This window comes from Bacillus sp. FSL M8-0049 (assembly GCF_038593355.1).
GTDB classification, from domain to species: Bacteria; Bacillota; Bacilli; order Bacillales; family Bacillaceae; genus Bacillus; species Bacillus safensis.
Genome location: NZ_CP151986.1, coordinates 3026103 through 3050672, shown reverse-complemented (window position 1 = coordinate 3050672; position 24570 = coordinate 3026103). Strand labels below are relative to the sequence as shown.

Sequence of the window (24570 nt, the reverse complement as noted above, 5' to 3'; positions counted from 1 at the left end):
CAGATGGCGGTTTATTTGGTGAACATGATCATGGTCTATTTATGGTCGAGCTTTGCCGCATTCTACGGCAGGCGTGATGATACCATTCAAAGCGGATGGCGGCCTAATAAGCTTCTGGTGTTTTTTCCGTTTCTGTTTCTTTGTATCGTAGCTGGTATTCGGTATAAAGTAGGAACCGATTTTGTCACATATGGCCAGATGTATGAGTTCTCCATCAATTACGAAAAGCCTTGGCATATATTTGGATTCGGTGTGGATAAGGCCGCAACGGATCCAGGGTTTACGTTTATTTTATGGATGCTTAATCAACTGTCTCATGATCCGCAAATCATGTATATCTCAGTCGGGGCCATTACTTATTTTTTTATCATCAAGACGCTTATTCAATATGGCCGTCCATTTGAGCTGAGTATGCTGCTTTTTCTTGGGACCTTTCATTATTATGCGTCATTTAATGGCATGCGTCAGTATATGGTGGCAGCGATTCTTTTTTATGCCGTCCGGTTGGTGATCAATGGACAGTGGAAATTGTATTTTCCGCTCGTCCTTGTATGTTCATTGTTTCATTCATCCGCTCTCATCATGATTCCTGTGTATTTTATTGTGAGAACAAAGGCTTGGTCTTGGATGATGCTGGTCTTATGCCTGGTGTTCTTAGGCTTAACCGCTCTTTATGACCGTTTTGTCTCAGTGTTTGTCGTGATGCTGCAAGGCAGTTCATATGGTCATTACGAGGAATGGCTCACAACGAATACGAATGGAATGAATGTGACAAAAATCGGTGTCTTGATTTTGCCGCTTCTGCTTGCTTTTTTTTATCGAAAACGACTTCGTGAGCTGACGCCTGAGAGTGATTACATTGTGAATTTTTGTTTGCTTGGTTTCTTGTTTGGCATCCTTGCAACGAAGGATGTCATTTATGCAAGATTTCATATTTATTTTGGCTTGTATCAGCTCATTTTACTGCCATATTTCACACGCATTTTTGATCAGCGGTCTAATGTGTTTATGTATGTAGGGATTGCTGTTTGCTATATTCTGTACAGCATCATGCTGATGCCGTTTGATTCTTCGGTTTTGCCGTATAGAACGATATTTACAAAGTAGATTTGAAGAAAGGTGGGGCATGCTGTAATGCCAGCTATCAGTCTATTGGTCGCAGTTTACAATACGAGTCAATATGTGGAGCAATGTCTTCAATCAATTGCAGATCAAAGCTTTTCTGATATAGAAGTCATTCTTATCAATGATGGATCGACCGACCGCAGCGGTGAATGGCTTGAAGCATTTGCTGAGCGTGATGAGCGTTTCCGGGTAATCCATCAACCCAATCAAGGGTTAGGCGCTGTGAGAAACCGGGGCATCGAGGAAGCGAAGGGGACGTATCTCGCCTTTGTGGATTCAGATGATATTCTCGCTCCTCATTACTGTGAAGCTATGTATGAAAAAGCCGAAATGACCGGGGCAGATCTTATTGTGAGCGAGTATTGGATTCAATTTGAACAGTCAAAGCGAACGATAGGAACGACGCTGTTAGACAAGCGCTCAGCCGAAAAAACGGATTTAATCAAAGCGTTATTACACGGAGACTTGACTGGATTCTCATGGAATAAGCTGTATCGGCGTGCCTTTATGGAGGAACACCACATTCGATTTCCGCTGCGGGGTGAACTTGAGAACATTGAAGATCAATATGTGACGCTGCGCTGTTTTTCTTTATCACGCAGCATCGCTTTTGTTCATGAGCCCCTTTATTATTACAGGGTTCATCTGTCATCTATTGTGCAGCGATATCAGAAGCAGTATTTTCATCATGGACTGAGCTTTTATCATGCACAGCGCTCTTTTTTAAAAGAGCATGATGACATCTCTCTGTATGAGAAAGCATTAGACTTTTTTATCGTCAATCATACGCTTCATTGTATGCTCAACGAATGGAAGAGCCAAAATGATCTCTCTATTCAGGAAAAGCTTGATCACATGCGTGAAATGATCACACATGATGCTTTTCAGCATGCCGTCAAACAGGTGGAACTATCGAAGCTCACGGTTCGAAAGCGAATGATTTTATTTCTTGCTAAGTGCCGATTGGTTTATCCGCTTTCTGCCGCGGCTTCTAGCTATCAAAAATGGATCGAATATCAGACAAGGAAATAGGGGTGATGGGATTGACAGTGCAGCAATTGAAGGCAAAAACCGCAGAGTGGCTGCTTTTAAAGGTCAAATATCCGCTTGAGTATAGACTGAGCCGCCAAAGGCTGCCAGAGCTGAGTCATCAGAAGAAAATCATTCTCACGCTGCTGCCGGGCCATGATAATTTAGGGGATCATGCGATTGCCTATGCGAGTTATTGTTTTTTAAAGAAACACTTTCCAGCCTATGACATCATAGAAGTGGACATGAAGGATATCTATCGCCTTGCCCGTCCGCTAAAGCGCAGCCGGCATCCAGAAGACATCGTCTGTATGATCGGCGGGGGCAATATGGGGGATTTATACCGGTACGAAGAATGGACGAGACAATTTATCATCAAGACCTTCAAGTCCTATCCCATGATCCAGCTGCCTGCTACTGTACATTTTACAGAAACAAAGAGAGGGAAACGAGAGGAGCGCCGCGCCATTCACACGTATAGTCAGCATCCAAGAATGCTTCTCATGGCAAGAGATCAAACAACCTATGAATGGATGAAGCTTCATTTTCCTGATCAAGATGTGTGGAAACAGCCTGATATGGTGCTGTCATTAGACGAATCATCAAAGGATGAAACACGTGAAGGGGTTCTGCTTTGTCTGCGTGAGGATCAAGAAGCGTATCTCACAAAGAAGGAGCGCCAGCAGCTGCAGCAGCATATCCAAGAGACATATGATCAAGTCGGTTTGATCACAACGACAATTGGCAGACGAGTCGATCGAACGACTCGCTTGGAGGAGTTAACGTCTTTGTGGACGGAGTTAAAACAAGCGCAGGTCGTCGTGACAGATCGTCTGCATGGCATGATCTTTTGTGCGATCACTCATACACCGTGTGTTGTCCTTAGATCGTTTGATCATAAGGTGATGGAGGGATTTGAGTGGGTGGCTCACCTTCCGTTTATGACCCTTTTAAAAGAACCAAATGAGGTAGCTGTGAAAGAGGCCGTTCATCAGCTGATGAAAACAAGCGGTCAAAAGGGAGAGGAAGCTGGATGAGGGCTCTTAAACGCTGCGTGAAAGCACAATGAATCGGGCGTTTCTTTACAATGCCAGTGCGAACTTAATTACGTTTGTTCTAATGATGCTCATGTCTGTTTGTTTAACACCTTATATTGTTCATACGCTTGGGGTGGAAGCATTCGGCTTAATCCATCTGACGCAAAATATGATCAACTATTTATCGGTCATTACGGCTTCGTTAAGTGCGGTTGTTGTGCGATTTTTTTCTGTGGCGGCTCATAAAGGAGAGATGGAGAAGGCGCAGCGCTATCTCGCTTCCTATTTCGTCAGTTCGTTTTTACTATCGATCAGTCTCTTTTTGCTTTGTCTTTTCATGTCTCAACAGCTGGTTGAGTGGCTTCATGTGCCTGTTCATCTCGCGAAAGACACACAGACCGCCTTTATTTTAGGGGGTCTTTTATTTATGCTCAATTTCGTCATGTCTGGCATTGGGGCTGCACCGTTTTATGCAAATAAGCTCTATGTATCAAGTGTTGGACAGGCGATTCAAATGTTTTTGAGGGCGCTGATGATTGTCATCCTGTTTACATGGACGACACCAGCCATTTGGCATATCCCGCTTGCGGCCGTTATTGGAAGCTTAGCGGCTATGGGAATCGGTATCTATTATTTTAAGAAACTCATCCCTTGGTTTTCGTTCAAGTGGCGGCACGTCTCATTATCGTCTAGTCTCACTCTTGTTCGATCAGGGGTCTGGCATTCATTTGAGCAAATGGGGATATTGTTGTTTTTACAAATTGATTTATTGATGACCAACTTGCTCATTGGAGCGGAAGCGACGGGCCAGTATGCGGCAATTTTACAGTTCCCATTATTATTACGCACACTGGCAGGGACACTGGCCGTTGTGTTTGCACCAACGATCACGAAATTTTATTCGAATCAGGACAAAGAGGGACTCATTCAATATGCTGCAAACGCCATTAAGTGGAGCGGCTTATTTGTTGCGTTCCCAGCCGCACTTCTAGGAGGTCTCGCTGGTCCGCTCATGCTTTTATGGCTTGGGCCTGACTTTGAAGAGCTGAAATGGCTTCTTATGATTCATGCGGCTTATTTATGTTTGACCTTGATGTTTTTACCGCTCACATATGTGCCGACTGTGTTTAATCGATTGAAAGTTCCTGCAGTTGTCACCCTTATATTAGGTGTCTCTAATGTGCTTTTTGCCTATGGATTGACTCATATGCTGCAGCTTGGTTTATATGGCATTGCATCAGCGGGGGCAATGGTTTTATTGATTAAAAATATTGTGTTTCTGCCATTTTATACAGCCAGGATCACGAATCAGAAACGCACTATCTTTTACAAGCATACACTGGTTCCACTTGCTGGAGGGCTATTTATTTGGGGTATCTGTGCGGGGATTCAGGCGGTATATAACGTGACTTCATGGTGGGAGCTGTTTTGTATTGGCGGGCTTTGTTTCATTCTCTATATGGGCTACTTGTATCTGTTTGCAGGAACGAAACGAGAGCGGATGCAGCTGATGCGTAAGGTAAAACATGCGGTCTCCCGCTAATATGAAAAGGAGATGCAATGATGAAAAGAATGATAGATGTGACGGTGGCATTGACGCTGCTCATCGCAGGCAGTCTTCTTTTTCTTCTCATCTATGGACTGATTAGATGGAAAATTGGAACGCCTGTGGTGTTTCGGCAGAAGCGGCCTGGTCTGTATGGCCGGCCTTTTATGCTATATAAATTTCGGACGATGACCGATGAACGCGATGAACATGGGGTGCTGCTACCAGATCATCTGCGATTAACAAAAACCGGCGCCTTGATTCGAAAGCTTAGTCTTGATGAATTGCCGCAGCTTGTCAATGTACTCAAAGGAGAGCTTAGTCTTGTAGGGCCAAGACCGCTTTTGATGGAGTATTTGCCTATGTATACAGAAGAACAAGCAAGGCGTCATCTTGTGAAGCCAGGCATAACAGGATGGGCACAGGTGAACGGCCGGAACAAGCTTACCTGGGAGGAGAAATTCACCTATGATCTTTGGTATGTCGAGCATCAATCGTTTTGGCTCGATATGAAAATTTTATGGATGACCTTGCTGAAGGTCATGAAAACAGAGGGGGTGCAGCAGCCGGATCATGCCACAGCTGAAAAATTCAAAGGAACCGATATATAAGAAGAAAACCATTGGTTTAATTGGGGCCGGAGGACATAGCAAAGTCATCCAAGATCTCATTTTTGCACATGCCGATTACTCATTATGTGCGGTGTTAGATGATCAATTTGAAGAGGCGGTCACTCAAAGCGGGATTTTGTATGGACCGATCTCCATGAGTGAGCAGCTGAGAGAGACAATGCCTCATATGAAATGGCTGATTGCGATCGGACAAAATGAGATCAGACAGCTCATCAAGGAACGCCTCTCATTTGAAGATACAGCATTTGCCACACTCATTCACCCAGAGGCGGTGATGAGTCCGTCAGCTGTCATTGGAAGGGGGACTGTCGTGATGGCAAGGGCAGTGGTTCAAGCAGATGCAGCCATCGGTGAGCATACGATTATAAATACAGGGTCTATCGTCGAGCATGACTGCAAACTCGAATCGTTTGTGCACCTGTCACCAGGCGCGGTGCTGACTGGCGGTGTTTCCGTGCGGGAAGGTGCCCATATTGGGGCTGGTGCCGTGGTGACACCCGGAACAACGATCGGAAGCTGGACGGTCATTGGCGCTGGAGCGGCAGTGACAAGAGATATACATGATCATAAGGTCGCTGTAGGAATTCCTGCAATTGAAATCAAAGACCGGAGAGAAGGTGGGAAGTGATGAAAGAAAGGAAACGAATTTACTTATCTCCTCCGCATATGAGCGGAAAAGAGTCTCTCAAAATAGAGGAAGCCTTCAAGAGCAACTGGATTGCGCCGCTTGGACCGCTTGTGAATGAATTTGAACAGGCAGTGGCGGACTATGCAGGAGTGAAGTCAGGAGCTGCTTTATCCTCAGGAACAGCAGCGATTCACCTTGCTTTAAAGCTGATAGGTGTACAAAAAGGAGACATTGTCTTTTGTTCCACCCTCACGTTTGTTGCAACGGCAAATCCGATTTTATATGAACAAGCTGAGCCCGTTTTTGTTGATTCTGAAAGGGAGACATGGAATATGTGCCCGCTTGCTTTAGAGAAAGCCTTTGTTGAATCAAAACGTCTTGGTAAAAAACCTCGCGCGGTCATCGTTGTCCATTTATATGGGCAAAGTGCAAAAATGGACGAGATCATGGCTTTGTGTGAAGCATATGATGTACCAGTCATTGAGGATGCGGCTGAATCGTTAGGCGCGCTTTATAAAGGAAGAAAAAGCGGCTCAATGGGCAGGTTCGGTATCTATTCTTTTAATGGAAATAAAATCATTACAACATCAGGGGGCGGAATGCTTGTGAGTGATGATGAAGCTGCGATTGAACGATGCCGCTTTCTTGCTTCACAGGCCAGAGAACAAGCGATGCACTATGAGCATCAAGAGATGGGATACAACTATCGCATGAGCAACCTCTTAGCAGGGGCCGGGATTGCTCAAATGGAAGTGCTGGACGAGCGTGTTGAACAAAAGCGTCGCATTTTCCAGCGTTATCAGGACGCTTTATCAAAATCAGAGGGTCTTCATTTGATGCCAGAATATCAAGAAACGAAATCCAACCGCTGGCTGACGGCCTTGACCATTGAACGTGACACACAATTGTCTCCAGCAGATATCATTGGTGCTTTAGAAAAAGAACAAATCGAAGCAAGGCGTGTATGGAAGCCGCTGCACCAGCAGCCGCTCTTTCGTCATTGCCTTTTTTATACTGCGGAAAAAGGCACTCCTGTATCTGAGCAGTTATTTGAGCGGGGGCTTTGTCTTCCGTCTGGAACGAGCATGACAGATGCAGATCAGGAGCGTATCATCCATATACTCCATGACATGCTGCGAGAAAAAACATTTACCTCTTCACAGGCTGCTCATTCGTAAGCAGCCTGCCTCTCTTTCTATCAAATTCCTCAATTTATGGAATAAATAGGAATAATCATTGTCATTTCGTATCAAATATGATATTGACAACAGGTGCCTTCCTCCTTAAAATGAAAATGATTATCAGCATCAATTAGGAGGAACAACTTATGTCTATTTGGAGAAATTTTCCGAAAATTAAAATAAATTCAACATTACCATTCCTGCTTATTTTCTTTTTACTAGTAGGATGCTCTCAAACAAACAATGGAGCAGAAGGCAATAAGGATCATCCTGATATGATCACAATGGCGTGGCCAAGAGATATTGGTGAAATGAATCCACACGTATACAACCCATCACAATTATTTGCGCAATCAATGATTTATGAGCCATTGGTCAGCTATCAAAAGAATGGTAAGCTGAAACCTGAATTAGCGAAATCATGGGATGTTTCAAAGGATGGCAAGGTGTATACGTTCCATTTAAGAGACGGAGTGACATTCTCAGACGGCTCTAAATTTAATGCGGACATTGTCAAAAAGAACTTCGATACGATTTTAAAAAATAAAGATTTACATAGCTGGTTAGGTGTCATTAAGAAAATCAAAAAGACAGAAGCCGTTGATAAAAAGACATTTAAACTCACATTAACAGCACCATATTATCCAACTGTGCAAGAATTAGCCGTTGTTCGTCCAGTTCGTTTCTTAGGTGAAGCAGGTTTCCCTAAAAACGGAGATACGTCAAAAGGAATTGAAAAACCAGTGGGGACAGGCCCTTGGGTTTTAAAAACATATAAGAAAGATGATTATGCCATTTTCGAACGAAACGATCATTATTGGGGAGAAAAACCAAAGGTAAAAGAAATCAAGGTAAAGGTCATCCCAGATGCGGAAACGAGAGTCATGGCATTTGAAAAAGGTGATGTGGATTTACTTTACGGAGAAGGAACCATTAGCCTTGATTCCTACAAACAGCTTGAGGCAAGCGGCAAGTATGAAACGAAAATGTCAGAGCCTGTTGCAACGAGACAGCTTGTTATGAACACAAAAGTGGATCAGCTGTCAGATGAGAAAGTGCGACATGCCCTTCAATATGCCTTCAATAAAAAATCAATGGTAGAAGGGGTCACCTCAGGTTTAGAGGATGAAGCAGATCACATCCTGCCGACTAACATGCCGTATACGTCACACATTCAAGTGAAGTCTTTCAAATATGATGTGGACAAAGCCAAAGCATTGCTGGATGAAGCGGGCTGGACACTTCCAAAAGGAAAATCGGTTCGTGAAAAAGATGGGAAAAAGCTTGAGTTTAGTATGATGTATGACTCAGCGGAATCAATTCAAAAAGCGATGGCAGAAACGCTGCAAGCAGAATGGGCAGCCGTTGGTGTCGGCGTTAAGCTTGAGGGTGTGGATTTGGCAACACAGGTTCAGCGCTTTAAAGCCAATAAGTTTGATATGAACTTCTTTAGCAACTACGGAGCGCCGTATGATCCGCATACATTTATGAACGTTCTCTCATCAGATGGTTTTGGATTCAAAGAAGCCATTTCAGCCTACCCAAATAAGGAAAAGCTGATCAAAGAAATGACGGAAATTCCATCCACAACAAATGAAAAGAAACGCAAAGTACTGTATTCGTCCGTCTTATCCTCTTTACAGGATCAAGGGGCAATTGTGCCAATCTCTTATTTTAAAAAGACAGCCGTTTATCAAAAAGCTGTGAAGGACTTTGAATTCCCTGCAAATCGTGATGAACATCCTTTCACAGGCATTAAGCTGAAGTAACAGAAGGAAGGTAAGGAAATGGGCCGCTATATCGTCAAACGAGTGCTATCAATTATTCCTGTATTTTTATTAGCCACACTGCTCACAACTGGTATGATTCACCTCTCGCCAGTTGACCCGGCTGAGGCATATTTAGCAGCGGCTCATATTCAGCCTACGGATGAAATATTAGCGCAAAAACGAAGTGAATTCGGCTTAGATGAGCCATTTTATATGCAGTATCTTCATACCATTGAAAAAGTCATTCACCTTGATTTCGGCCAGTCGTATATGTCCAATCAGCCTGTCGTTGATGAGGTGATTTATCGAATACCGGCGACAATTCAATTGGCGCTTACCAGTCTGCTGATCGCTATTTGTGTCAGCATTCCGCTCGGCTTTTTCAGCGGCATGAGGAAAAATGGTGCCGTGGATCATGTGAGCCGGCTTATTTCTTTCTTAGGAGCATCTATCCCGACGTTTGTCTTGGGGTATTTGCTCATCTTCTTTTTTTCAGTGAAGCTTGACCTCTTACCAGTTGAAGGGATTGGAACATGGGAGCATCTCATTCTGCCGTCGATCACACTGGCAGTTCCTTTAATTGCTACGTATACAAGGCTGTTACGGTCAAGTGTGAGTGAGGCGCTTCAAGAGCCTTTCGTTCAATATGCGAGAATTAGAGGATTGAAGGAACAATCGATCATGTTCAAGCATGTGTTCAGAATGGCGATATCGCCGATGCTGACCGGACTTGGTGTGAACCTTGGCAAGCTCTTGACCGGAACCATTATTGTAGAGGCTGTTTTCTCATGGCCGGGGTTTGGCCGCTTTTTTATTGAAGCGATCTTTAACCGGGATCTGCCTGTCATTCAATTTTATGTCCTCATGTCAGCCTGTATTTTTATCTTGAGCAGCTTGATCGTTGACTTAGTTCAGCTGATCATTGACCCCCGTATTTCTAGAAAGGAAGGCCGCCAGCAATGATGACAAAAGTAAAACATCTCTTCTCTCATCAAAAGATGATCTCGATCTGCGCTTTGCTGCTCGGTCTCCTGCTGATTGTGACAATATGTGCACCATGGATCGCTCCACATGATCCGGCAGCTGTCAATCTAGCGATGAAGCTAAAGGGGTCTTCGTGGGAGTATCCTCTTGGGACAGATCAATTAGGGCGGTGCAATTTATCTCGTATTTTATATGGTGCGCGCGTTTCGCTCGGCTGTGCGCTATTAATCTTTCTTTCTTCGTTATTCATTGGTTTAATTGTCGGCCTGTTTTCAGGATACAAAGGCGGCTGGATCGATCACGTATTGATGAGAATCTGTGACGGCGTCATGGCATTTCCAAACCTTGTGCTGATCCTTGGATTAGTCGGCATCTTCGGTCCGGGACTTTCTCAAGTCGTACTTGCCTTGATGCTTGTGCAATGGGTGTATTATGCCCGCGTCTTCCGAGGAATGGTGCTCAGTTTAAAAGAACAGAACTTTATTGCAGCTGCGAAGATCAGTGGAACCTCGCACTGGAACATTATGAGAAAGCATATGATTCCCAATGTTCTGCCGCCATTAGCAGTCATTGGAACACTTGAAATGGGCTGGGCGATTATGGACATATCAGCGATGTCCTTTCTCGGATTAGGCGTTCAGCCTCCTATGCCTGAATGGGGAGCGATGATTCATGAAGGAAAGTCGTACATTCAAACGAATCCTCAGTTAATGCTGTACCCAGGTCTTGTGATCATGGCTGTGGTGGTTCTGTTTAATTTACTAGGAGAAGCCCTTTCAGAGAAATATGGCATCAAACGCCGTGTGTAAAGGAATGATCAATGTGCAAGAGTCCATTTTACAAATAGAGAACCTGCATGTGCAGACGAAAACACCTCAAGGGACAACCCCTCTTATTCAAGAAGTCTCGTTTGAAGTAGGGCGTGGTCAAATTCTTGGATTAATCGGTGAGAGCGGCTGCGGGAAAACAGTAACAAGTATGTCGATCTTACGGATGCTTGATCGAAAAACAACTGAAGTCACTGGCAGTATCACATTACAGGGACGAGAATTGATCGGTATAAGTGAAAAGGATATGCGTTCCATTCGGGGCAAAGACATCTCGTATATTATGCAAAATCCAATGAACAGCTTTACGCCGGTATGGACAATCGGCCATCAGCTGGTTGAAACCATCCGCCGGCATACTGCTGTCAGTAAAAGGAAGGCACGATCACAGGCAATAGATGCGTTAGCGAAAATGAATCTGCCGCAGCCAGACCAGCTGTTCAATAAGTATCCTTTTGAATTAAGCGGAGGGATGCTGCAGCGTGTCATGATTGCCATGGCTGCCTGTATGCACCCGCCCCTCATCATTGCAGATGAGCCGACAACCGCATTAGATGTACACAATCAGAAACGGGTGCTTCAGCATCTGAACCAAATTCGTCATGAACATGGAACGGCCATTTTACTCATTACCCACGATCTTGGTGTCATTGCTGAAATGGCAGATCAAGTTGTCGTCATGAAACAAGGAGAAATAGTTGAAAAGGCGGGAGTTCTTGAACTTTTTGAACAACCAAAGCATGATTATACAAAAAAACTATTAGCAGCTCGTCCATCCATCCCAGCTGTTTGTCCGATTTGAGGTGAGAAGTCCCTTGCATTTATTAGAAGTGAAAGCAGTCAGTCATGCATACAACAGCCGGTCATTTCTAGTGAGAAAAAAAGGCGCAGCCCCTGTTCTGAAAAGCGTCGATTTAACTATTGAAGAAGGCACCTGCCTTGGGCTGCTGGGACAAAGCGGTGCAGGAAAAAGTACACTTGGCCGCATCATACTTGGTTTAGAGAAACCAAGAGCTGGACAGGTTCTTTTTGAAGGTCAGGATGTCTATCGTGCAGATCAGCCAACACGTAAGCATTTTCGCCGGCATGTGCAAGCGGTGTTTCAGGATTCCTATTCGGCGGTAAATCCAAGGTGGACAGTCGAACAAATTTTATCTGAGCCGCTTGAAAACTATGAATCTATGAGCCGGAAGGAACGTAAAAACATACTGATTCACTGGCTGGAAAGAGTCGGGCTCGGTGAAAAGGATTTGTCTAAATATCCGCACCAATTCAGCGGCGGCCAGCTGCAAAGGATCAACATCGCTAGAGCCTTATTGCTCCAGCCAAAGCTCATTGTGCTTGATGAATCTGTCAGCAGCTTAGACATGGTGACGCAGGCTGTCATTTTAGATTTATTAGTAGAATTAAAGAAGGAGCTGGGTGTGGCTTACTTATTTATTACACATGATATAACAGCAGCCTATCACTTATGTGATCAATTGGCGATTCTTGATCAAGGAGAGCTTGCTGCCCAGTTTCAATCAAAGGATGATTTTTTTTCATCAGAAAAGGAAGCGGTGCGGAAAATGAGAAATGCAATGCTCGCAGACCATCCTTTGTCACGAACGATTGGCAGACCGGTTCGGTAAACTTCATTTTATCAATACCTCAGCGTGTAGGTCTCAAGCTGAAAAAAAGACAAAGGGCGAAAAGAAAGATTTTAGCCCTTTGCAGGCAATCTGCGCCTCTTTTAGGAAAGAGGCTATTTTTCATGAAAGGCAGGCGGCAGCGATGAACCATCGAGCGTATTTGGCTTTGGCCATTCCTTTAACAATTTCAACGATGACCACTCCATTACTTGGAGCTGTTGATACAGCGGTTGTCGGTCAGCTCGCAAATCCCGCTTACATTGGAGGCGTTGCGGTCGGCAGTCTCATTTTCAGTACATTATATTGGCTGTTTGGTTTTTTGCGGGTCAGTACATCTGCTTTTGCCGCCCAGGCAAACGGAGCGCAGAATGAGGAACTTGGCGTTCTTGCTTTTCTAAGACCTTTTTTCGTCGCCGTCATCGTCGGACTTTGTTTTATTGCTCTGCAATGGCCGATCATTCAATCTGCTTTTCTAGTCATCTCTCCTGATGCTGATGTCCGTCAATTTGCCGCAGACTATTTTCATATTCGCATTTGGGGAGCGCCATTTACTTTAATGAATTATGTCATATTGGGCTGGCTGATGGGGATGGCAAAAATGAAAGAAGCTCTTTCATTACAAATCTTGATCAATGTCATGAATATGGCGCTCGCATTTCTGCTTGTTCATGTGTTTTCGTTTGCAGTCAAAGGAGTTGCGGCTGCGACATTGATATCTGAACTAACCGCTTTTGTGTTAGGGGCATGGATCATCATGAAGCAATCGTCAAACGGATTCCAGATGCCTTCCATTAAGAAAATCATGGATACACAGGCAGTGCAGAAAATGTTTCATGTGAATAAGGATTTGTTTATTCGTACGATCTGTCTGCTAGTGGTCATCAACATGTTTACCGCAAAAGGTGCTTCTTTTGGTACAGAGCTGCTGGCAGCCAATGCCATCTTATTTCAAATTCACTACATCATGGCTTATTTGTTCGATGGTTTTGCCAATGCGTCCAGCATCCTTGTTGGTCGATCAGTTGGTGCAAATGACCGCACCCTCTATGAAAGAACCTTAACCCTTTCAAGGCAGTGGGCACTTGTCATGGCATGTGTCATTGCGGCGGTTTATTTTCTATTAAAAGAGCCGATATTGAGCTTGTTTACCAATCTCCCTCATCTGCTTGATGTGACATTACGCTATGCAGACTGGCTCGTTCTTTATCCGTTTGCGGCTTGTTTCGGTTTGGTCATTTACGGCGTATTTACAGGTGCGACAGAAATTGCCCCTGTTAGAAATTCGATGCTGTTTGCGATGATTTTGTTTATCGTCGTTCAAACCGCAGTCACGCCCCTTTGGCACAATCATGGCCTATGGTTTGCCTTTATCATTTATACTGTCGGGCGGTCTGGTTTTTTGATGATGTATAAATCGAGGCTGGATCAGAAACTTTTCGCATATGATAAACACCCTTTGCCATCTTGACAAAGGGTGTTCTTTTTCGTTCATTCGCTTTCTTTTTTCACCTTTTGATAGGCTTCATCAAGATGCTGAATTCGCTTCAATACAACCGCATTTTTGGTCAGCTGGTCTTGAACAAGCGTTGACACCACTGAGCGGTAATAGGCATTCATGGCATGAACCTTGTCTTCATTTTGGTTCATGGCGATGTGCTGCTTCAAGTTGTCGACAAAGTATGGAACGGAAAAAAGTTCAGACATAGAAATCACTCCTATTTCGTATATACGGTCCGTCAATCTTCATGTAAAATGATGAGAGGGAGGGGAGACAATGAGCCTTAAACTGCAACAAGAACAGGTATTAAAGCAGGTGCTCACACCAGAACTCAGGCAGGCCATTACGCTGCTGCAGCTGAATTGCACAGAGCTCGGCGAGTATCTTGACCAGTTAGCACTTGAGAACCCTCTGATTGAGCGGAAAGACACGGACAGCTACCAACCAGTTTATCATAAAAAATCACACGATCGAATGACAGAGCCGTATCGAACGCATCAAAAAGAAAGCCTGCAAATGTTTTTAAAGAGACAGGCGATTGATTTAAATTTAAGTGAAAAGAATCAAAGAATCTTTTACTTTATGATTGAGTCCATTGATTCCAATGGCTATCTAAATGAACCGATTGACGCAATGGCAGCTGTCTTAGAGGTCCCAGCTGAAGAAGTAGAAGCCGTCCTTCATCAGCTGCAATCCCTAGAGCCTGCCGGTATTGGCGCAAGATCATTGCAGGAATGTATCCTCCTTCAACTGAGAAGAAAAAAGGAACGCTGGTATGAAGCCGAGCTGATCATCGAAGAGCATTTCTTTCTTTTTGCCAGAAAGGCTTGGAAGGAAATTGCGGCGAAAACAGGTGTTTCAATGAAAACACTCCAAGCGGTACAAGATGTAGTGTCTCAGCTTGAACCAAGACCAGGCCTTCATTTCTCATATGATGAAGAGCATCTGTATATAGAGCCTGATGTGACGATTACTGTGATGCAGGATCACATCACATTTGAGCTGAATCAGCGCGCTTTTCCAGACGTTGAAATGAATGAAGGCTACTTCGCCATGATTCAAGAACAAAAGCGGCATGAAGCATACACGTATTTAAAGGAAAAAGAGCAGCAGTACAATTGGCTTGTCCAAGCGCTGAAGCAAAGAAAGCAAACGATGACTCATGTCGTTCGTGAGATTATCTCACATCAGACAGATTTTTTCCTAACAGGGAAACATAAAATGAAACCGCTTACGATGAAGCGGATCGCAGATATACTGCAAGTGCATGAGTCAACAGTCAGCCGGACTGTAAAAGGGAAAATGGTGCAAACCCCTTATGGTCTCATGGAAATGAAACAATTTTTCCAAGCAAAATTAGAAGGGCATTCACTAGAAGAGGCGTCCAGCTACACTGTCAAAACGCACATTGCAGAACTCATCCAAACGGAAAATAAGAAAAAACCGTATTCAGATCAGCAAATCATGACGCTGCTTCAGCAAACCTTTGGCATCCGGGCGTCACGCAGAACCATTGCAAAATATCGCGAACAAATGAATCTTCCGTCCTCTACGCTGCGGAAGCGATACGATTAAAAAGAAGTACTTGCCAGAACATGGCACGTGCTTCTTTTTTTGTTGAAAGCAAGGCAGCCCGAAGATTTCTTGAAAATTAAAGAGGGGAGACGTGTGATCGGAAATTTTGGGGTAAAGTATAAGATAGGGCATGAGCCGATAGGGTTAGACAACAGTGATGAGGTGAGACCAATTGAAATATAAACAAATCAAAACGAAAAAAATATATGAAGAAATTGCGGATGCATTAATTGAATCCATTCGTACAGGTGAGCTTCTTCCGGGGGAAAAATTAGATTCGGTTCAAGCGCTCTCAGAAAGCTTTCAAGTCAGCCGTTCTGCTGTAAGAGAGGCGCTGTCTGCTCTCAAAGCGATCGGATTAATAGAGATGAAGCAAGGGGAAGGTACATATGTGAAGCAGTTCGATCCTGAACAGCTCACATTTAGTCTGTCTCCTGCATTTTTGATGAAGCAGCATGATGTCACGCAGCTCCTTGAATTAAGGACCATTATTGAGACGGGTGCTGTCAAAAAGGCAGCGCTGCTCCGAACGGACGATGACCTTCATCAGCTGCGTGAGGCACTCGAACAAATGAAACTCGCAGAAGCACATAAAGAAACTGGTGAAGAGGCAGACCTCTCCTTCCATCTCGCCATAGCCACAGCCTCAAAGAATGATTTATTAAAAGCATTAATGAATCAGGTCTCCACCTTGCTGGTAGAAACGATGCGTGAGACGAGAAAAGCCGTCTTGTTTTCAAAAAAAGCCTCCATTCGGCAGCTTTACAAAGAACATGAACACATTTACAAAGCCGTCTTGGCAAGACAGCCAGAAGAAGCAGAAAGAGCGATGCTCACGCATTTAAAAAATGTAGAAAAACTGCTGAGTGACGTGATTCAAGAACCGGCAGAAGAGTCAGAACCACAGTAAGCTGTGCCGAATAAGGGCACAGCTCTATTATTAACGAGAAATATGCAGCTTTTTCATGCGATATTGCAGACTTTGCCTGCTCATGCCCAGTATCTTTGCAGTCTGTGAAATATTATCGTCCATTTTTTCTAAGTAATGGACGATGTATTGTTTTTCGAATCGTTCCATTTGGGTTTGAAAATCAGTCGTATGTTCTTGGCTTGTATAAATAAACGTGTCAGCTGCTGCGGTATGCTGCAAAGGATTCGTCTGTAATTGCGCTGCAGGGCGCCCTTCCCCATGCTTAAATCTAAAATGATATGGAAGGTGATGCAGGCTTAAGTAATCCTCATCCATCATCATATTCATCCCCGCTTCAATCACATGCTCCAGTTCTCGTACATTACCCGGCCAATCATACGCTTGAAAAAGGGCTAGTACCTCTTCGTCAGCCGCTTTCACCTTCATTTGAAACAGCTCATTATATTTTTGAATAAAATGACTGACAAACGTAGGAATGTCTTCTTTTCGCTCAGAAAGCGGCGGAATAAATAATGTGACAATACCCAGCCGATAAAATAAATCCTTGCGCATGCGTCCGCCTGCGATTGCATCTACAGGATCCTCATTCATATTGGCAATGACTCTTACATCAACAGCGATTTCTTTTGTGCTGCCAAGCCTTCTCACACGCTTCTCCTGTAAAACACGCAGCAGTTTTGCTTGAAGACCAGGATTTAATGAGTTGATCTCATCAAGCAGCAGTGTACCTCCCTGCGCCTGTTCAAATAAGCCGGGCTGATCAGCTGCGCCTGTAAAAGCCCCTTTTTGTGTACCAAAGAGCAGACTTTCAATGAGATTATCAGGCAGTGCCGCGCAATTCTGGGTAATAAATGGTCCAGATGACCGGCTGCTGCCGTTATGAATGCTTTGCGCAAATAGTTCTTTTCCTGTCCCTGTTTCTCCAACAATGAGCACATAGGAAGAGGTGCGTGTCGCTCGTTTTGCATGCTCAATCACCTCTAAAAACGCAGGACTTTGTCCAATAATGGAATCAAAGGTAAAGCGTGTGCTTCCTTTTTTCTTCATATTGTGGTGGATCAGCCGTTCCAGCTTGGTCACATCATTCGAAATTTCAACCGCTCCTTGGATGAGGCCGTCTCGAACGAGCGGGTATGTATGATTAATCGTTGTGATTTCTTTTCCGTTGTAATTATGATACGTCTGCTTTGCATGAACGGTTTGTTTCCCAGTACGCAGCGCTTGGACAAGCGTACTGTGCATGTCGTCTTGGAAGACGAAGAGGTCTAATACATTTTTATGGAGAACATCAGAGCGTTTCAAAGACTCAATCTCCATCATTTTTTTATTATAGACAACAGTGTTGCCATTCTCGTCAATTGCATGAACCCCGACATCAATTAAATCGAGCATTTGTTTATACAGATCAATCTCATTTTCGAGCTTTGCAGTATACGAATCTTCTTTCATTGCGCCACCTCCAGACGTTACCTCTATTTTACATGAAAAATTTTGCGGTTTCCTCTAAAAAATTTGGCAGATGCAAAAATATTTTGCATAAAAAACCAGATCAATCACCGCCATAATGCAGGCAGAAAGTTGGCACGATCCTTGCATATCATATGTGTGTAGATGAACCTAATGAAAAAGAGGCTAGCTTATAGAAGGAGGAATAGACGATGACACAGACAAATGAATTGATTCAACAAACCGAACAATACGGTGCGGCAAACTATCATCCGCTGCCAATTGTGATTTCAGAGGCTGAAGGGGTTTGGGTGACAGACCCTGAAGGCAATCGATATATGGATATGCTGAGTGCATATTCCGCAGTGAACCAAGGGCATCGCCATCCCCGCATTATTGAGGCGCTCAAAAAACAGGCAGACCGGGTAACACTGACCTCAAGAGCTTTTCACAATGATCAGCTTGGTCCTTGGTATGAGAAAATTTGTCAACTGACGAATAAAGAGATGGCACTCCCGATGAATACTGGAGCTGAGGCTGTAGAAACAGCTGTCAAAGCAGCAAGACGCTGGGGCTATGACGTCAAGGGAATCGAAGACAATCGCGCAGAAATCATTGCGTGCGTCGGTAACTTCCATGGCAGAACGATGACGGCTGTTTCCCTTTCTTCTGAAGCAGAATATCAAAGAGGTTTCGGTCCAATGCTTCCAGGCATTAAATTGATTCCTTATGGAGATATTGAAGCGTTACGTGAAGCCATCACACCACAAACTGCGGCTTTTCTGATCGAACCTATTCAAGGAGAAGCGGGAATTGTCATGCCGCCAGAAGGCTTCTTGAAGGAAGCGAAGGCGCTTTGTGAAAAGGAACATGTGCTGTTCATTGCGGATGAAATTCAGGTTGGATTAGCGCGAACAGGAAAGATGTTTGCATGTGACTGGGAAGACATTGAGCCAGATATGCTGATTCTAGGGAAAGCTTTAGGCGGCGGTGTATTCCCAATCTCGTGTGTGGTCGCAAACCGCGATATATTAGGTGTGTTTAACCCTGGATCTCACGGCTCTACCTTCGGCGGAAATCCTCTTGCGTGTGCGGTATCGCTGGCTGCACTGGATGTCTTAATCGACGAAAACCTTGCAGCGCGTTCTATGGAGCTTGGCGAATACTTAAAAGACAAACTCACGCGCATTCAAAGTCCTGTCATCAAAGAAGTGCGCGGCCGCGGATTATTTATCGGCATGGAGCTGACAGAGGCAGCGAGACCTTATTGTGAAAAGCTGAAACAAGCAGGGCTGTTATGTAAGGAAACCCATGAGACCGTCATCCGCTTTGCACCGCCTCTCACGATATCTAAAGAAGATTTAGACTGGGCGATTGGTCATATTGAAGCATTATTTCAAGCATAAATGTCAAAGGGGGAGAAACCTTCACTTTCTCCCTTTCTCTTTCAACGAACAGCGAATTTTGTCAAAGGATGATGAATAGAAGAGTGAAAGTGGGGAAGCGGATTTGAACCAAGAACAGCATAATGAACTAGAACGTTCCATGAAAAGCAGGCATCTCTTTATGATTGCCTTAGGCGGCGTCATTGGTACTGGTCTTTTCCTTGGGTCAGGACTCATTATCCATCAGGCTGGACCCGGGGGAGCCATTCTATCCTTTATCATTGGCGGATTGTTAATGTATTTGGTGATGCTCTGTCTTGGAGAATTAGCAGTGGCGATGCCGACAGCGGGTTCCTTTCAGGAGTATGCAACCAAATATATAGGTCCGTCCACAGGCTTTATGATCGGCTGGCTTTATTGGTTTAGCTGGGCATGTACAATAGGACTGGAGTTTACGTCAGCAGGCATTTTGCTCCAAAGGTGGTTCCCAGATATCCCTGTTTGGCTGTGGTGTCTTGCGTTTAGCGTGATTTTATTTGCCGTGAATGCCATCTCAGCTCGCAGCTTCGCTGAAACCGAGTTTTGGTTTTCAGCCATTAAGGTCGCTGCCATCCTATTATTTATTATCATTGGAATTGGCGCAATTTTCGGAATGATTCATTTGAAAGATGGAGAACCAGCTCCTCTATTTCGTCATTTGACGGATCATGGCGGACTATTTCCTAACGGCGTTTTTGCTATTTTATTAACCATGGTCACGGTCAATTTCTCCTTTCAAGGAACAGAACTTGTAGGGATTGCCGCAGGAGAGAGTGAAAGCCCTGAAAAAACATTGCCGCGATCTATACGAAATATTATTTGGAGAACGATGGTCTTTTTCGTTTTATCCATTGCGGTTCTGGCCGCACTTCTTCCGTGGCAGACAGCAGGCACCGTCGACAGCCCGTTTGTCGTCGTGCTGGACAAGGTCGGTATACCGTATGCTGCAGATATCATGAATTTTATCATCATCACAGCGGTCTTATCTGTAGCAAACTCTGGATTATATGCATCATCACGTATGCTTTGGGCACTGTCGAAAGACGGGAAAGGACCTGACTTTACGAAAAAGCTGTCCAAGCGTAAAATTCCGATCAATGCACTATTGGTCACAATGGGCGTATCTGCACTATCTCTGCTGACAAGTGTTGTGGCACCAAAAACGGTGTATGTGTGGCTCATTTCTATTTCTGGTATGGTTCTTGTTGTGGTGTGGATGTCTATTTGCTTGTCCCAGTATTTCTTTAGAAAACAATTCATAAAGGCGGGCGGAGATGTAAAGGATCTCGTCTTCCGAACACCGCTCTATCCATTTGTCCCATTAGCAGGCTTTATCGCATTTGGCATTGTCCTCATCAGCTTGTTTTTTATCGAGGATCAGCGGATCGGTCTTTATTGCGGAATTCCGTTCATGGCTGCCTGTTACATCATTTATTATCTCAAAATCAAACCGAAAGAAGAGGCAAAACAGTTTGGAACCATCACAAAAACATAAGCAAATCCTGAAAAAAATGTGCATGCTGATCTCACCAGCATGCACATTTTGCATCGTGAATACATTCTATATAAAAGAAAATAAATATTTTGAAAAGAAATATCATAGCAAGAACCTTGATGACAAGCAGGTTATCGGTGAAAATGTGTCTATTTTTTGTCTAAATGTGTTTGTAAGAGTTGAAAATGCAAGATTATCCTGTTAAAATAATTAAAGAAAGCAGGGATTGATTTTTTTGGCTGTGGCGGGACGTTTTTTGTCACAGTGGGACGTTTTTGGTCCAACGTGAAAAGAAAGGGTCGTTAGCCATGAATCATTTATTGGAAGCTCAAAAAAAATTATTGCCAGATCTTCTCATTGTTATGCAAAAACGCTACGACATTTTGCAGTACATCAGATTAGCTGAACCAATTGGCCGCAGAAGCCTTGCGACGAGTCTTGGTCTCAGCGAGCGCATCTTACGTGCTGAAGTTCAGTTTTTAAAAGAACAAAATCTGCTGGATGTCAAAACGAGCGGCATGATGCTGACGAGTGAGGGTCACGCTTTGCTTGAAATGCTTGAAGGAATGATGAAGGACGTTTTAGGTTTAACCTTTTTGGAAAATACATTAAAGAGAAAGTTAGGCCTGGAAGAAGTCATGATCGTTTCTGGTGACAGTGACGAATCCCCGTGGGTGAAGCAAGAAATGGGAAGAGCTGCTGTCCAATGCATGAAAAAAAGGTTTACTGGAAATAATATCGTCGCCGTCACTGGCGGAACGACGATGGAAGCCGTTGCCGAAATGATGACCCCTGATGCCAAAAACCGCGATATGATGTTTGTCCCTGCGAGAGGCGGTCTTGGGGAGAATGTAAAAAATCAGGCAAACACCATTTGTGCCCACATGGCTGAAAAAGCTTCCGGTACTTACAAACTGCTGTTTGTTCCAGGGCAGCTGTCAGAAGGTGCTTACTCTTCCATTATTGAAGAGCCGTCCGTCAAAGAAGTGCTTCAAACGATTAAATCGTCCACGATGCTTATTCATGGTATTGGTGAAGCAAAAACAATGGCGATGAGACGAAATACACCAGCTGAAGATTTAAAAAAGATTGATGAGCATGACGCAGTGACAGAGGCCTTTGGCTATTACTTTAATCGTGATGGTGAGGTCGTACACAAAGTGCACTCCGTCGGTATGCAGCTAGATGATCTAGAAAGCATTCCACACATCATTGCTGTTGCAGGTGGATCATCAAAGGCGGGGGCGATTGAAGCTTATTTCAAGAAACCGCGCCGAACGGTTCTCGTCACAGACGAAGGAGCCGCAAAAGAGTTATTAAGGGAGTCAATTGATCCCTCAATATAAAACATTGTGACCTATAAAAGGAGGAAACATCATGGCAGTAAAAGTCGGTATTAACGGATTTGGACGTATTGGACGTAACGTATTTCGTGCAGCATTAAATAATCCTGAAGTTGAGGTAGTAGCGGTTAACGATCTAACAGATGCTAACATGCTTGCACACCTTTTACAATATGACTCTGTTCACGGAAAACTAGATGCAGAGGTTTCTGTAGACGGTACAAACTTAGTAGTGAACGGTAAAACAATCGAAGTATCAGCTGAGCGTGACCCTGCGAAATTAAGCTGGGGTAAACAAGGCGTAGAAATCGTTGTTGAATCTACTGGATTCTTCACAAAACGTGCAGACGCTGCGAAACACTTAGAAGCTGGCGCTAAAAAAGTCATCATCTCTGCTCCTGCTAACGAAGAAGATATCACAATCGTTATGGGTGTAAACGAAGACAAATACGATGCAGCTAGCCACGATGTCATCTCTAATGCGTCTTGTACGACAAACTGCTTAGCTCCATTTGCAAAAGTACTTAACGATAAATTTGGTATCAAACGCGGTATGATGACAACTGTTCACTCATACACAAATGACCAGCAAATTCTTGATCTTCCGCACAAAGACTACCGTCGTGCTCGTGCAGCTGCGGAAAACATCATCCCAACTTCTACAGGTGCTGCGAAAGCTGTTTCACTTGTATTGCCTGAACTTAAAGGTAAATTAAACGGCGGCGCTATGCGTGTTCCAACACCTAACGTTTCTTTAGTTGACCTTGTGGCTGAATTAAACCAAGATGTAACAGCTGAAGACGTAAATGCAGCACTTAAAGAAGCAGCTGAAGGAGAACTTAAAGGAATCCTTGGCTACAGCGAAGAGCCATTAGTATCTGGTGACTACAATGGTAATGCAAACTCTTCAACAATCGATGCTCTTTCTACAATGGTAATGGAAGGCAGCATGGTGAAAGTGATTTCTTGGTACGATAACGAGAGCGGATATTCTCACCGCGTTGTTGACCTTGCAGCTTACATTGCAAAACAAGGTCTTTAATTTCTCACACTGAAGGAACTCACTTGGTTCTTTCCTAGAGACACGATATAATGAAGACGGACAAGGGAAGGGGAAGCATCCCTTTCCCTTTTTCTCTGTTTTTATCCGTTCTGCACGATTTCTCGTTTTGATGAGGGCAAAATGGGAAAAGGATAAAGAGAGTCTTGTCCAATGCGTAAGGAAACCAGAATAAAGGAGGATCTCCTGACGAGCATGAATAAGAAATCAGTAAAAGACATTGACGTAAAAGGTAAAGTTGTGTTCTGCCGCGTAGATTTTAACGTTCCGATGAAGGACGGAGAAGTGACGGATGATACTCGTATCCGCGCAGCATTACCAACAATTGAGTATTTAACAGGACAAGGCGCAAAGGTACTGCTAGCTAGTCATTTGGGTCGTCCGAAGGGTCAAGTTACTGAAGAACTGCGTCTGACACCTGTGGCAAAACGTCTGCAAGAGCTTCTTGGAAAAGAAGTGAAAAAAGCAGATGAAGCTTACGGCGACAACGTGAAAAAGCAAATCTCTGACTTAAAAGAAGGAGATGTGCTAGTGCTTGAAAACGTTCGTTTCTATCCTGGTGAAGAAAAGAACGATCCTGAATTATCAAAAGCATTTGCTGATTTAGCCGATGTGTATGTCAATGATGCGTTCGGTGCTGCACACCGTGCACATGCATCGACAGCTGGTATTGCAGCTTATCTTCCGGCTGTTTCAGGCTTCCTCATGCAAAAAGAGCTTGAGGTTTTAGGAAAAGCCATTTCAAACCCTGATCGCCCATTTACAGCGATTATCGGCGGCGCAAAAGTAAAGGATAAAATCGGTGTGATTGAAAGTCTTCTTGATAAAGTGGACAACCTCATCATCGGCGGCGGACTTGCTTACACATTTGTGAAAGCATTAGGCCACGAAGTAGGGAAATCTCTATTAGAAGAAGACAAAGTAGATTTAGCGAAATCCTTTATGGACCGTGCAAAAGAAAAAGGCGTGAACTTCCTGATTCCAACAGATGTTCTGGTAGCCGACGACTTTTCAAATGATGCGAATACAAGCATTGTGCCAATCTCTGAAATTCCAAGTGATCTAGAAGCACTTGATATTGGAACAGAGACAAGAGAAAAGTATGCTGACGTTATTAAAAACAGCAAACTTGTTGTCTGGAACGGACCAATGGGTGTATTTGAAATCGATGCATTCGCTAAAGGAACAAAAGCTATCGCAGAAGCACTGGCAGAAGCAAAAGATACATATTCTGTCATTGGCGGTGGAGATTCAGCAGCAGCTGTTGAGAAATTTGGTCTTGCCGATCAGATGAGCCATATTTCTACAGGCGGCGGCGCTTCACTTGAATTTATGGAAGGCAAAGAACTTCCTGGTGTTACTGCATTAAACGATAAATAAGACCAAAACTGCTATAAGGAAGTGTCAAT

Annotated in this window: 22 protein-coding genes; 20 read left to right on the top strand and 2 right to left on the bottom strand. The window is 43.9% G+C overall.

Annotated features, from left to right (window positions below):
* Window positions 1-3: 3 nt before the first annotated feature.
* From NSU13_RS15835 to NSU13_RS15775, 13 genes are all read left to right on the top strand, one after another.
* Window positions 4-1107 (top strand): EpsG family protein, encoded by a 1104-nt coding sequence (locus tag NSU13_RS15835; RefSeq protein ID WP_034280988.1) that lies wholly within the window; start codon window positions 4-6, stop codon window positions 1105-1107.
* A 27-nt stretch (window positions 1108-1134) separates the two neighbouring features.
* Window positions 1135-2157 (top strand): glycosyltransferase, encoded by a 1023-nt coding sequence (locus NSU13_RS15830; protein ID WP_034280986.1) that lies wholly within the window; start codon window positions 1135-1137, stop codon window positions 2155-2157.
* Between the two features lie 11 nt (window positions 2158-2168).
* Window positions 2169-3191 (top strand): polysaccharide pyruvyl transferase family protein, encoded by a 1023-nt coding sequence (locus NSU13_RS15825; RefSeq protein WP_258521764.1) that lies wholly within the window; start codon window positions 2169-2171, stop codon window positions 3189-3191.
* Window positions 3192-3219: 28 nt separating this feature from the next.
* The gene (locus NSU13_RS15820; RefSeq protein ID WP_342489622.1) at window positions 3220-4734 is read left to right on the top strand and encodes an MATE family efflux transporter; all 1515 of its coding nucleotides are present in this window, start codon (window positions 3220-3222) and stop codon (window positions 4732-4734) included.
* 20 nt (window positions 4735-4754) lie between these two features.
* The gene (locus NSU13_RS15815; RefSeq protein WP_080943491.1) at window positions 4755-5348 is read left to right on the top strand and encodes a sugar transferase; all 594 of its coding nucleotides are present in this window, start codon (window positions 4755-4757) and stop codon (window positions 5346-5348) included.
* On the top strand, window positions 5311-5997 hold the full coding sequence (locus NSU13_RS15810) for an acetyltransferase (RefSeq protein WP_081124855.1): 687 nt from the start codon (window positions 5311-5313) through the stop codon (window positions 5995-5997). Before NSU13_RS15815 ends, NSU13_RS15810 begins: the two co-directional genes overlap by 38 nt.
* Window positions 5997-7175 carry an aminotransferase class I/II-fold pyridoxal phosphate-dependent enzyme gene (locus NSU13_RS15805; protein WP_335370803.1) on the top strand — a complete coding sequence of 393 codons (1179 nt, stop codon included), beginning with the start codon at window positions 5997-5999 and terminating at the stop codon, window positions 7173-7175. The genes NSU13_RS15810 and NSU13_RS15805 overlap by 1 nt, the downstream gene beginning before the upstream one ends.
* Before the next feature lie 149 nt (window positions 7176-7324).
* On the top strand, window positions 7325-8947 hold the full coding sequence (nikA, locus tag NSU13_RS15800) for a nickel ABC transporter substrate-binding protein (protein WP_342489621.1): 1623 nt from the start codon (window positions 7325-7327) through the stop codon (window positions 8945-8947).
* Window positions 8948-8965: 18 nt separating this feature from the next.
* The gene (gene nikB, locus NSU13_RS15795) at window positions 8966-9910 is read left to right on the top strand and encodes a nickel ABC transporter permease subunit NikB (protein ID WP_061110100.1); all 945 of its coding nucleotides are present in this window, start codon (window positions 8966-8968) and stop codon (window positions 9908-9910) included.
* The gene (gene nikC / locus NSU13_RS15790) at window positions 9907-10740 is read left to right on the top strand and encodes a nickel ABC transporter permease subunit NikC (protein WP_070326035.1); all 834 of its coding nucleotides are present in this window, start codon (window positions 9907-9909) and stop codon (window positions 10738-10740) included. The genes nikB and nikC overlap by 4 nt, the downstream gene beginning before the upstream one ends.
* A 4-nt stretch (window positions 10741-10744) precedes the next feature.
* Window positions 10745-11560 (top strand): nickel import ATP-binding protein NikD, encoded by an 816-nt coding sequence (nikD, locus tag NSU13_RS15785; protein ID WP_183002022.1) that lies wholly within the window; start codon window positions 10745-10747, stop codon window positions 11558-11560.
* Window positions 11561-11573: 13 nt separating this feature from the next.
* Window positions 11574-12389: a nickel import ATP-binding protein NikE gene (gene nikE / locus NSU13_RS15780; protein WP_034280968.1), complete on the top strand. Its 816-nt coding sequence runs from the start codon at window positions 11574-11576 to the stop codon at window positions 12387-12389.
* Between the two features lie 142 nt (window positions 12390-12531).
* Entirely contained in the window at window positions 12532-13857 is a 1326-nt protein-coding gene (locus NSU13_RS15775) for an MATE family efflux transporter (RefSeq protein ID WP_342489620.1), read from the top strand.
* A 20-nt stretch (window positions 13858-13877) separates the two neighbouring features.
* On the opposite strand, the gene yvfG is transcribed toward NSU13_RS15775, so the two are convergent.
* Complete coding sequence (gene yvfG / locus NSU13_RS15770; RefSeq protein WP_024423509.1) at window positions 13878-14093, bottom strand: protein YvfG; 216 nt, start codon at window positions 14091-14093, stop codon at window positions 13878-13880.
* Window positions 14094-14163: 70 nt separating this feature from the next.
* Between yvfG and rpoN the strand changes: the two genes are divergently transcribed.
* Window positions 14164-15462, top strand: coding sequence for an RNA polymerase factor sigma-54 (gene rpoN / locus NSU13_RS15765; RefSeq protein ID WP_111926754.1), 1299 nt, complete (start codon window positions 14164-14166; stop codon window positions 15460-15462).
* A gap of 172 nt (window positions 15463-15634) precedes the next feature.
* The gene (locus NSU13_RS15760) at window positions 15635-16372 is read left to right on the top strand and encodes a FadR/GntR family transcriptional regulator (protein WP_046313158.1); all 738 of its coding nucleotides are present in this window, start codon (window positions 15635-15637) and stop codon (window positions 16370-16372) included.
* Between the two features lie 30 nt (window positions 16373-16402).
* Here NSU13_RS15760 and NSU13_RS15755 read toward each other — a convergent pair whose 3' ends face one another.
* The gene (locus NSU13_RS15755; RefSeq protein WP_120207715.1) at window positions 16403-17842 is read right to left on the bottom strand and encodes a sigma 54-interacting transcriptional regulator; all 1440 of its coding nucleotides are present in this window, start codon (window positions 17840-17842) and stop codon (window positions 16403-16405) included.
* A gap of 209 nt (window positions 17843-18051) precedes the next feature.
* Here NSU13_RS15755 and NSU13_RS15750 point away from each other — a divergent pair, with 209 nt between their 5' ends.
* From NSU13_RS15750 to NSU13_RS15730, 5 genes are all read left to right on the top strand, one after another.
* Window positions 18052-19245: an ornithine--oxo-acid transaminase gene (locus tag NSU13_RS15750; RefSeq protein WP_034280960.1), complete on the top strand. Its 1194-nt coding sequence runs from the start codon at window positions 18052-18054 to the stop codon at window positions 19243-19245.
* A gap of 139 nt (window positions 19246-19384) precedes the next feature.
* On the top strand, window positions 19385-20758 hold the full coding sequence (locus tag NSU13_RS15745) for an amino acid permease (protein ID WP_051149965.1): 1374 nt from the start codon (window positions 19385-19387) through the stop codon (window positions 20756-20758).
* Between the two features lie 308 nt (window positions 20759-21066).
* On the top strand, window positions 21067-22104 hold the full coding sequence (locus tag NSU13_RS15740) for a sugar-binding transcriptional regulator (RefSeq protein ID WP_034280955.1): 1038 nt from the start codon (window positions 21067-21069) through the stop codon (window positions 22102-22104).
* Window positions 22105-22135: 31 nt separating this feature from the next.
* A complete protein-coding gene (gene gap, locus NSU13_RS15735) occupies window positions 22136-23143 on the top strand; it encodes a type I glyceraldehyde-3-phosphate dehydrogenase (RefSeq protein ID WP_007500174.1) in 1008 nt (335 codons plus the stop codon).
* A gap of 213 nt (window positions 23144-23356) precedes the next feature.
* Window positions 23357-24541 (top strand): phosphoglycerate kinase, encoded by a 1185-nt coding sequence (locus NSU13_RS15730; protein ID WP_024426073.1) that lies wholly within the window; start codon window positions 23357-23359, stop codon window positions 24539-24541.
* Window positions 24542-24570: the final 29 nt, after the last annotated feature.

What these genes read in the sequence shown, in the direction of transcription:
- nikC (WP_070326035.1), top strand. Translation starts at nt 9,907, where the DNA reads ATGATGACAAAAGTAAAACATCTCTTCTCTCATCAAAAGATGATCTCG.
- NSU13_RS15805 (WP_335370803.1), top strand. Translation starts at nt 5,997, where the DNA reads ATGAAAGAAAGGAAACGAATTTACTTATCTCCTCCGCATATGAGCGGA.
- NSU13_RS15775 (WP_342489620.1), top strand. Translation starts at nt 12,532, where the DNA reads ATGAACCATCGAGCGTATTTGGCTTTGGCCATTCCTTTAACAATTTCA.
- nikD (WP_183002022.1), top strand. Translation starts at nt 10,745, where the DNA reads ATGATCAATGTGCAAGAGTCCATTTTACAAATAGAGAACCTGCATGTG.
- NSU13_RS15830 (WP_034280986.1), top strand. Translation starts at nt 1,135, where the DNA reads ATGCCAGCTATCAGTCTATTGGTCGCAGTTTACAATACGAGTCAATAT.
- NSU13_RS15835 (WP_034280988.1), top strand. Translation starts at nt 4, where the DNA reads ATGGCGGTTTATTTGGTGAACATGATCATGGTCTATTTATGGTCGAGC.
- NSU13_RS15815 (WP_080943491.1), top strand. Translation starts at nt 4,755, where the DNA reads ATGAAAAGAATGATAGATGTGACGGTGGCATTGACGCTGCTCATCGCA.
- NSU13_RS15730 (WP_024426073.1), top strand. Translation starts at nt 23,357, where the DNA reads ATGAATAAGAAATCAGTAAAAGACATTGACGTAAAAGGTAAAGTTGTG.
- NSU13_RS15755 (WP_120207715.1), bottom strand. Translation starts at nt 17,842, where the DNA reads ATGAAAGAAGATTCGTATACTGCAAAGCTCGAAAATGAGATTGATCTG.
- NSU13_RS15740 (WP_034280955.1), top strand. Translation starts at nt 21,067, where the DNA reads ATGAATCATTTATTGGAAGCTCAAAAAAAATTATTGCCAGATCTTCTC.
- NSU13_RS15820 (WP_342489622.1), top strand. Translation starts at nt 3,220, where the DNA reads ATGAATCGGGCGTTTCTTTACAATGCCAGTGCGAACTTAATTACGTTT.
- yvfG (WP_024423509.1), bottom strand. Translation starts at nt 14,093, where the DNA reads ATGTCTGAACTTTTTTCCGTTCCATACTTTGTCGACAACTTGAAGCAG.
- NSU13_RS15810 (WP_081124855.1), top strand. Translation starts at nt 5,311, where the DNA reads ATGCCACAGCTGAAAAATTCAAAGGAACCGATATATAAGAAGAAAACC.
- NSU13_RS15750 (WP_034280960.1), top strand. Translation starts at nt 18,052, where the DNA reads ATGACACAGACAAATGAATTGATTCAACAAACCGAACAATACGGTGCG.
- NSU13_RS15745 (WP_051149965.1), top strand. Translation starts at nt 19,385, where the DNA reads ATGAAAAGCAGGCATCTCTTTATGATTGCCTTAGGCGGCGTCATTGGT.
- nikA (WP_342489621.1), top strand. Translation starts at nt 7,325, where the DNA reads ATGTCTATTTGGAGAAATTTTCCGAAAATTAAAATAAATTCAACATTA.
- gap (WP_007500174.1), top strand. Translation starts at nt 22,136, where the DNA reads ATGGCAGTAAAAGTCGGTATTAACGGATTTGGACGTATTGGACGTAAC.
- rpoN (WP_111926754.1), top strand. Translation starts at nt 14,164, where the DNA reads ATGAGCCTTAAACTGCAACAAGAACAGGTATTAAAGCAGGTGCTCACA.
- nikB (WP_061110100.1), top strand. Translation starts at nt 8,966, where the DNA reads ATGGGCCGCTATATCGTCAAACGAGTGCTATCAATTATTCCTGTATTT.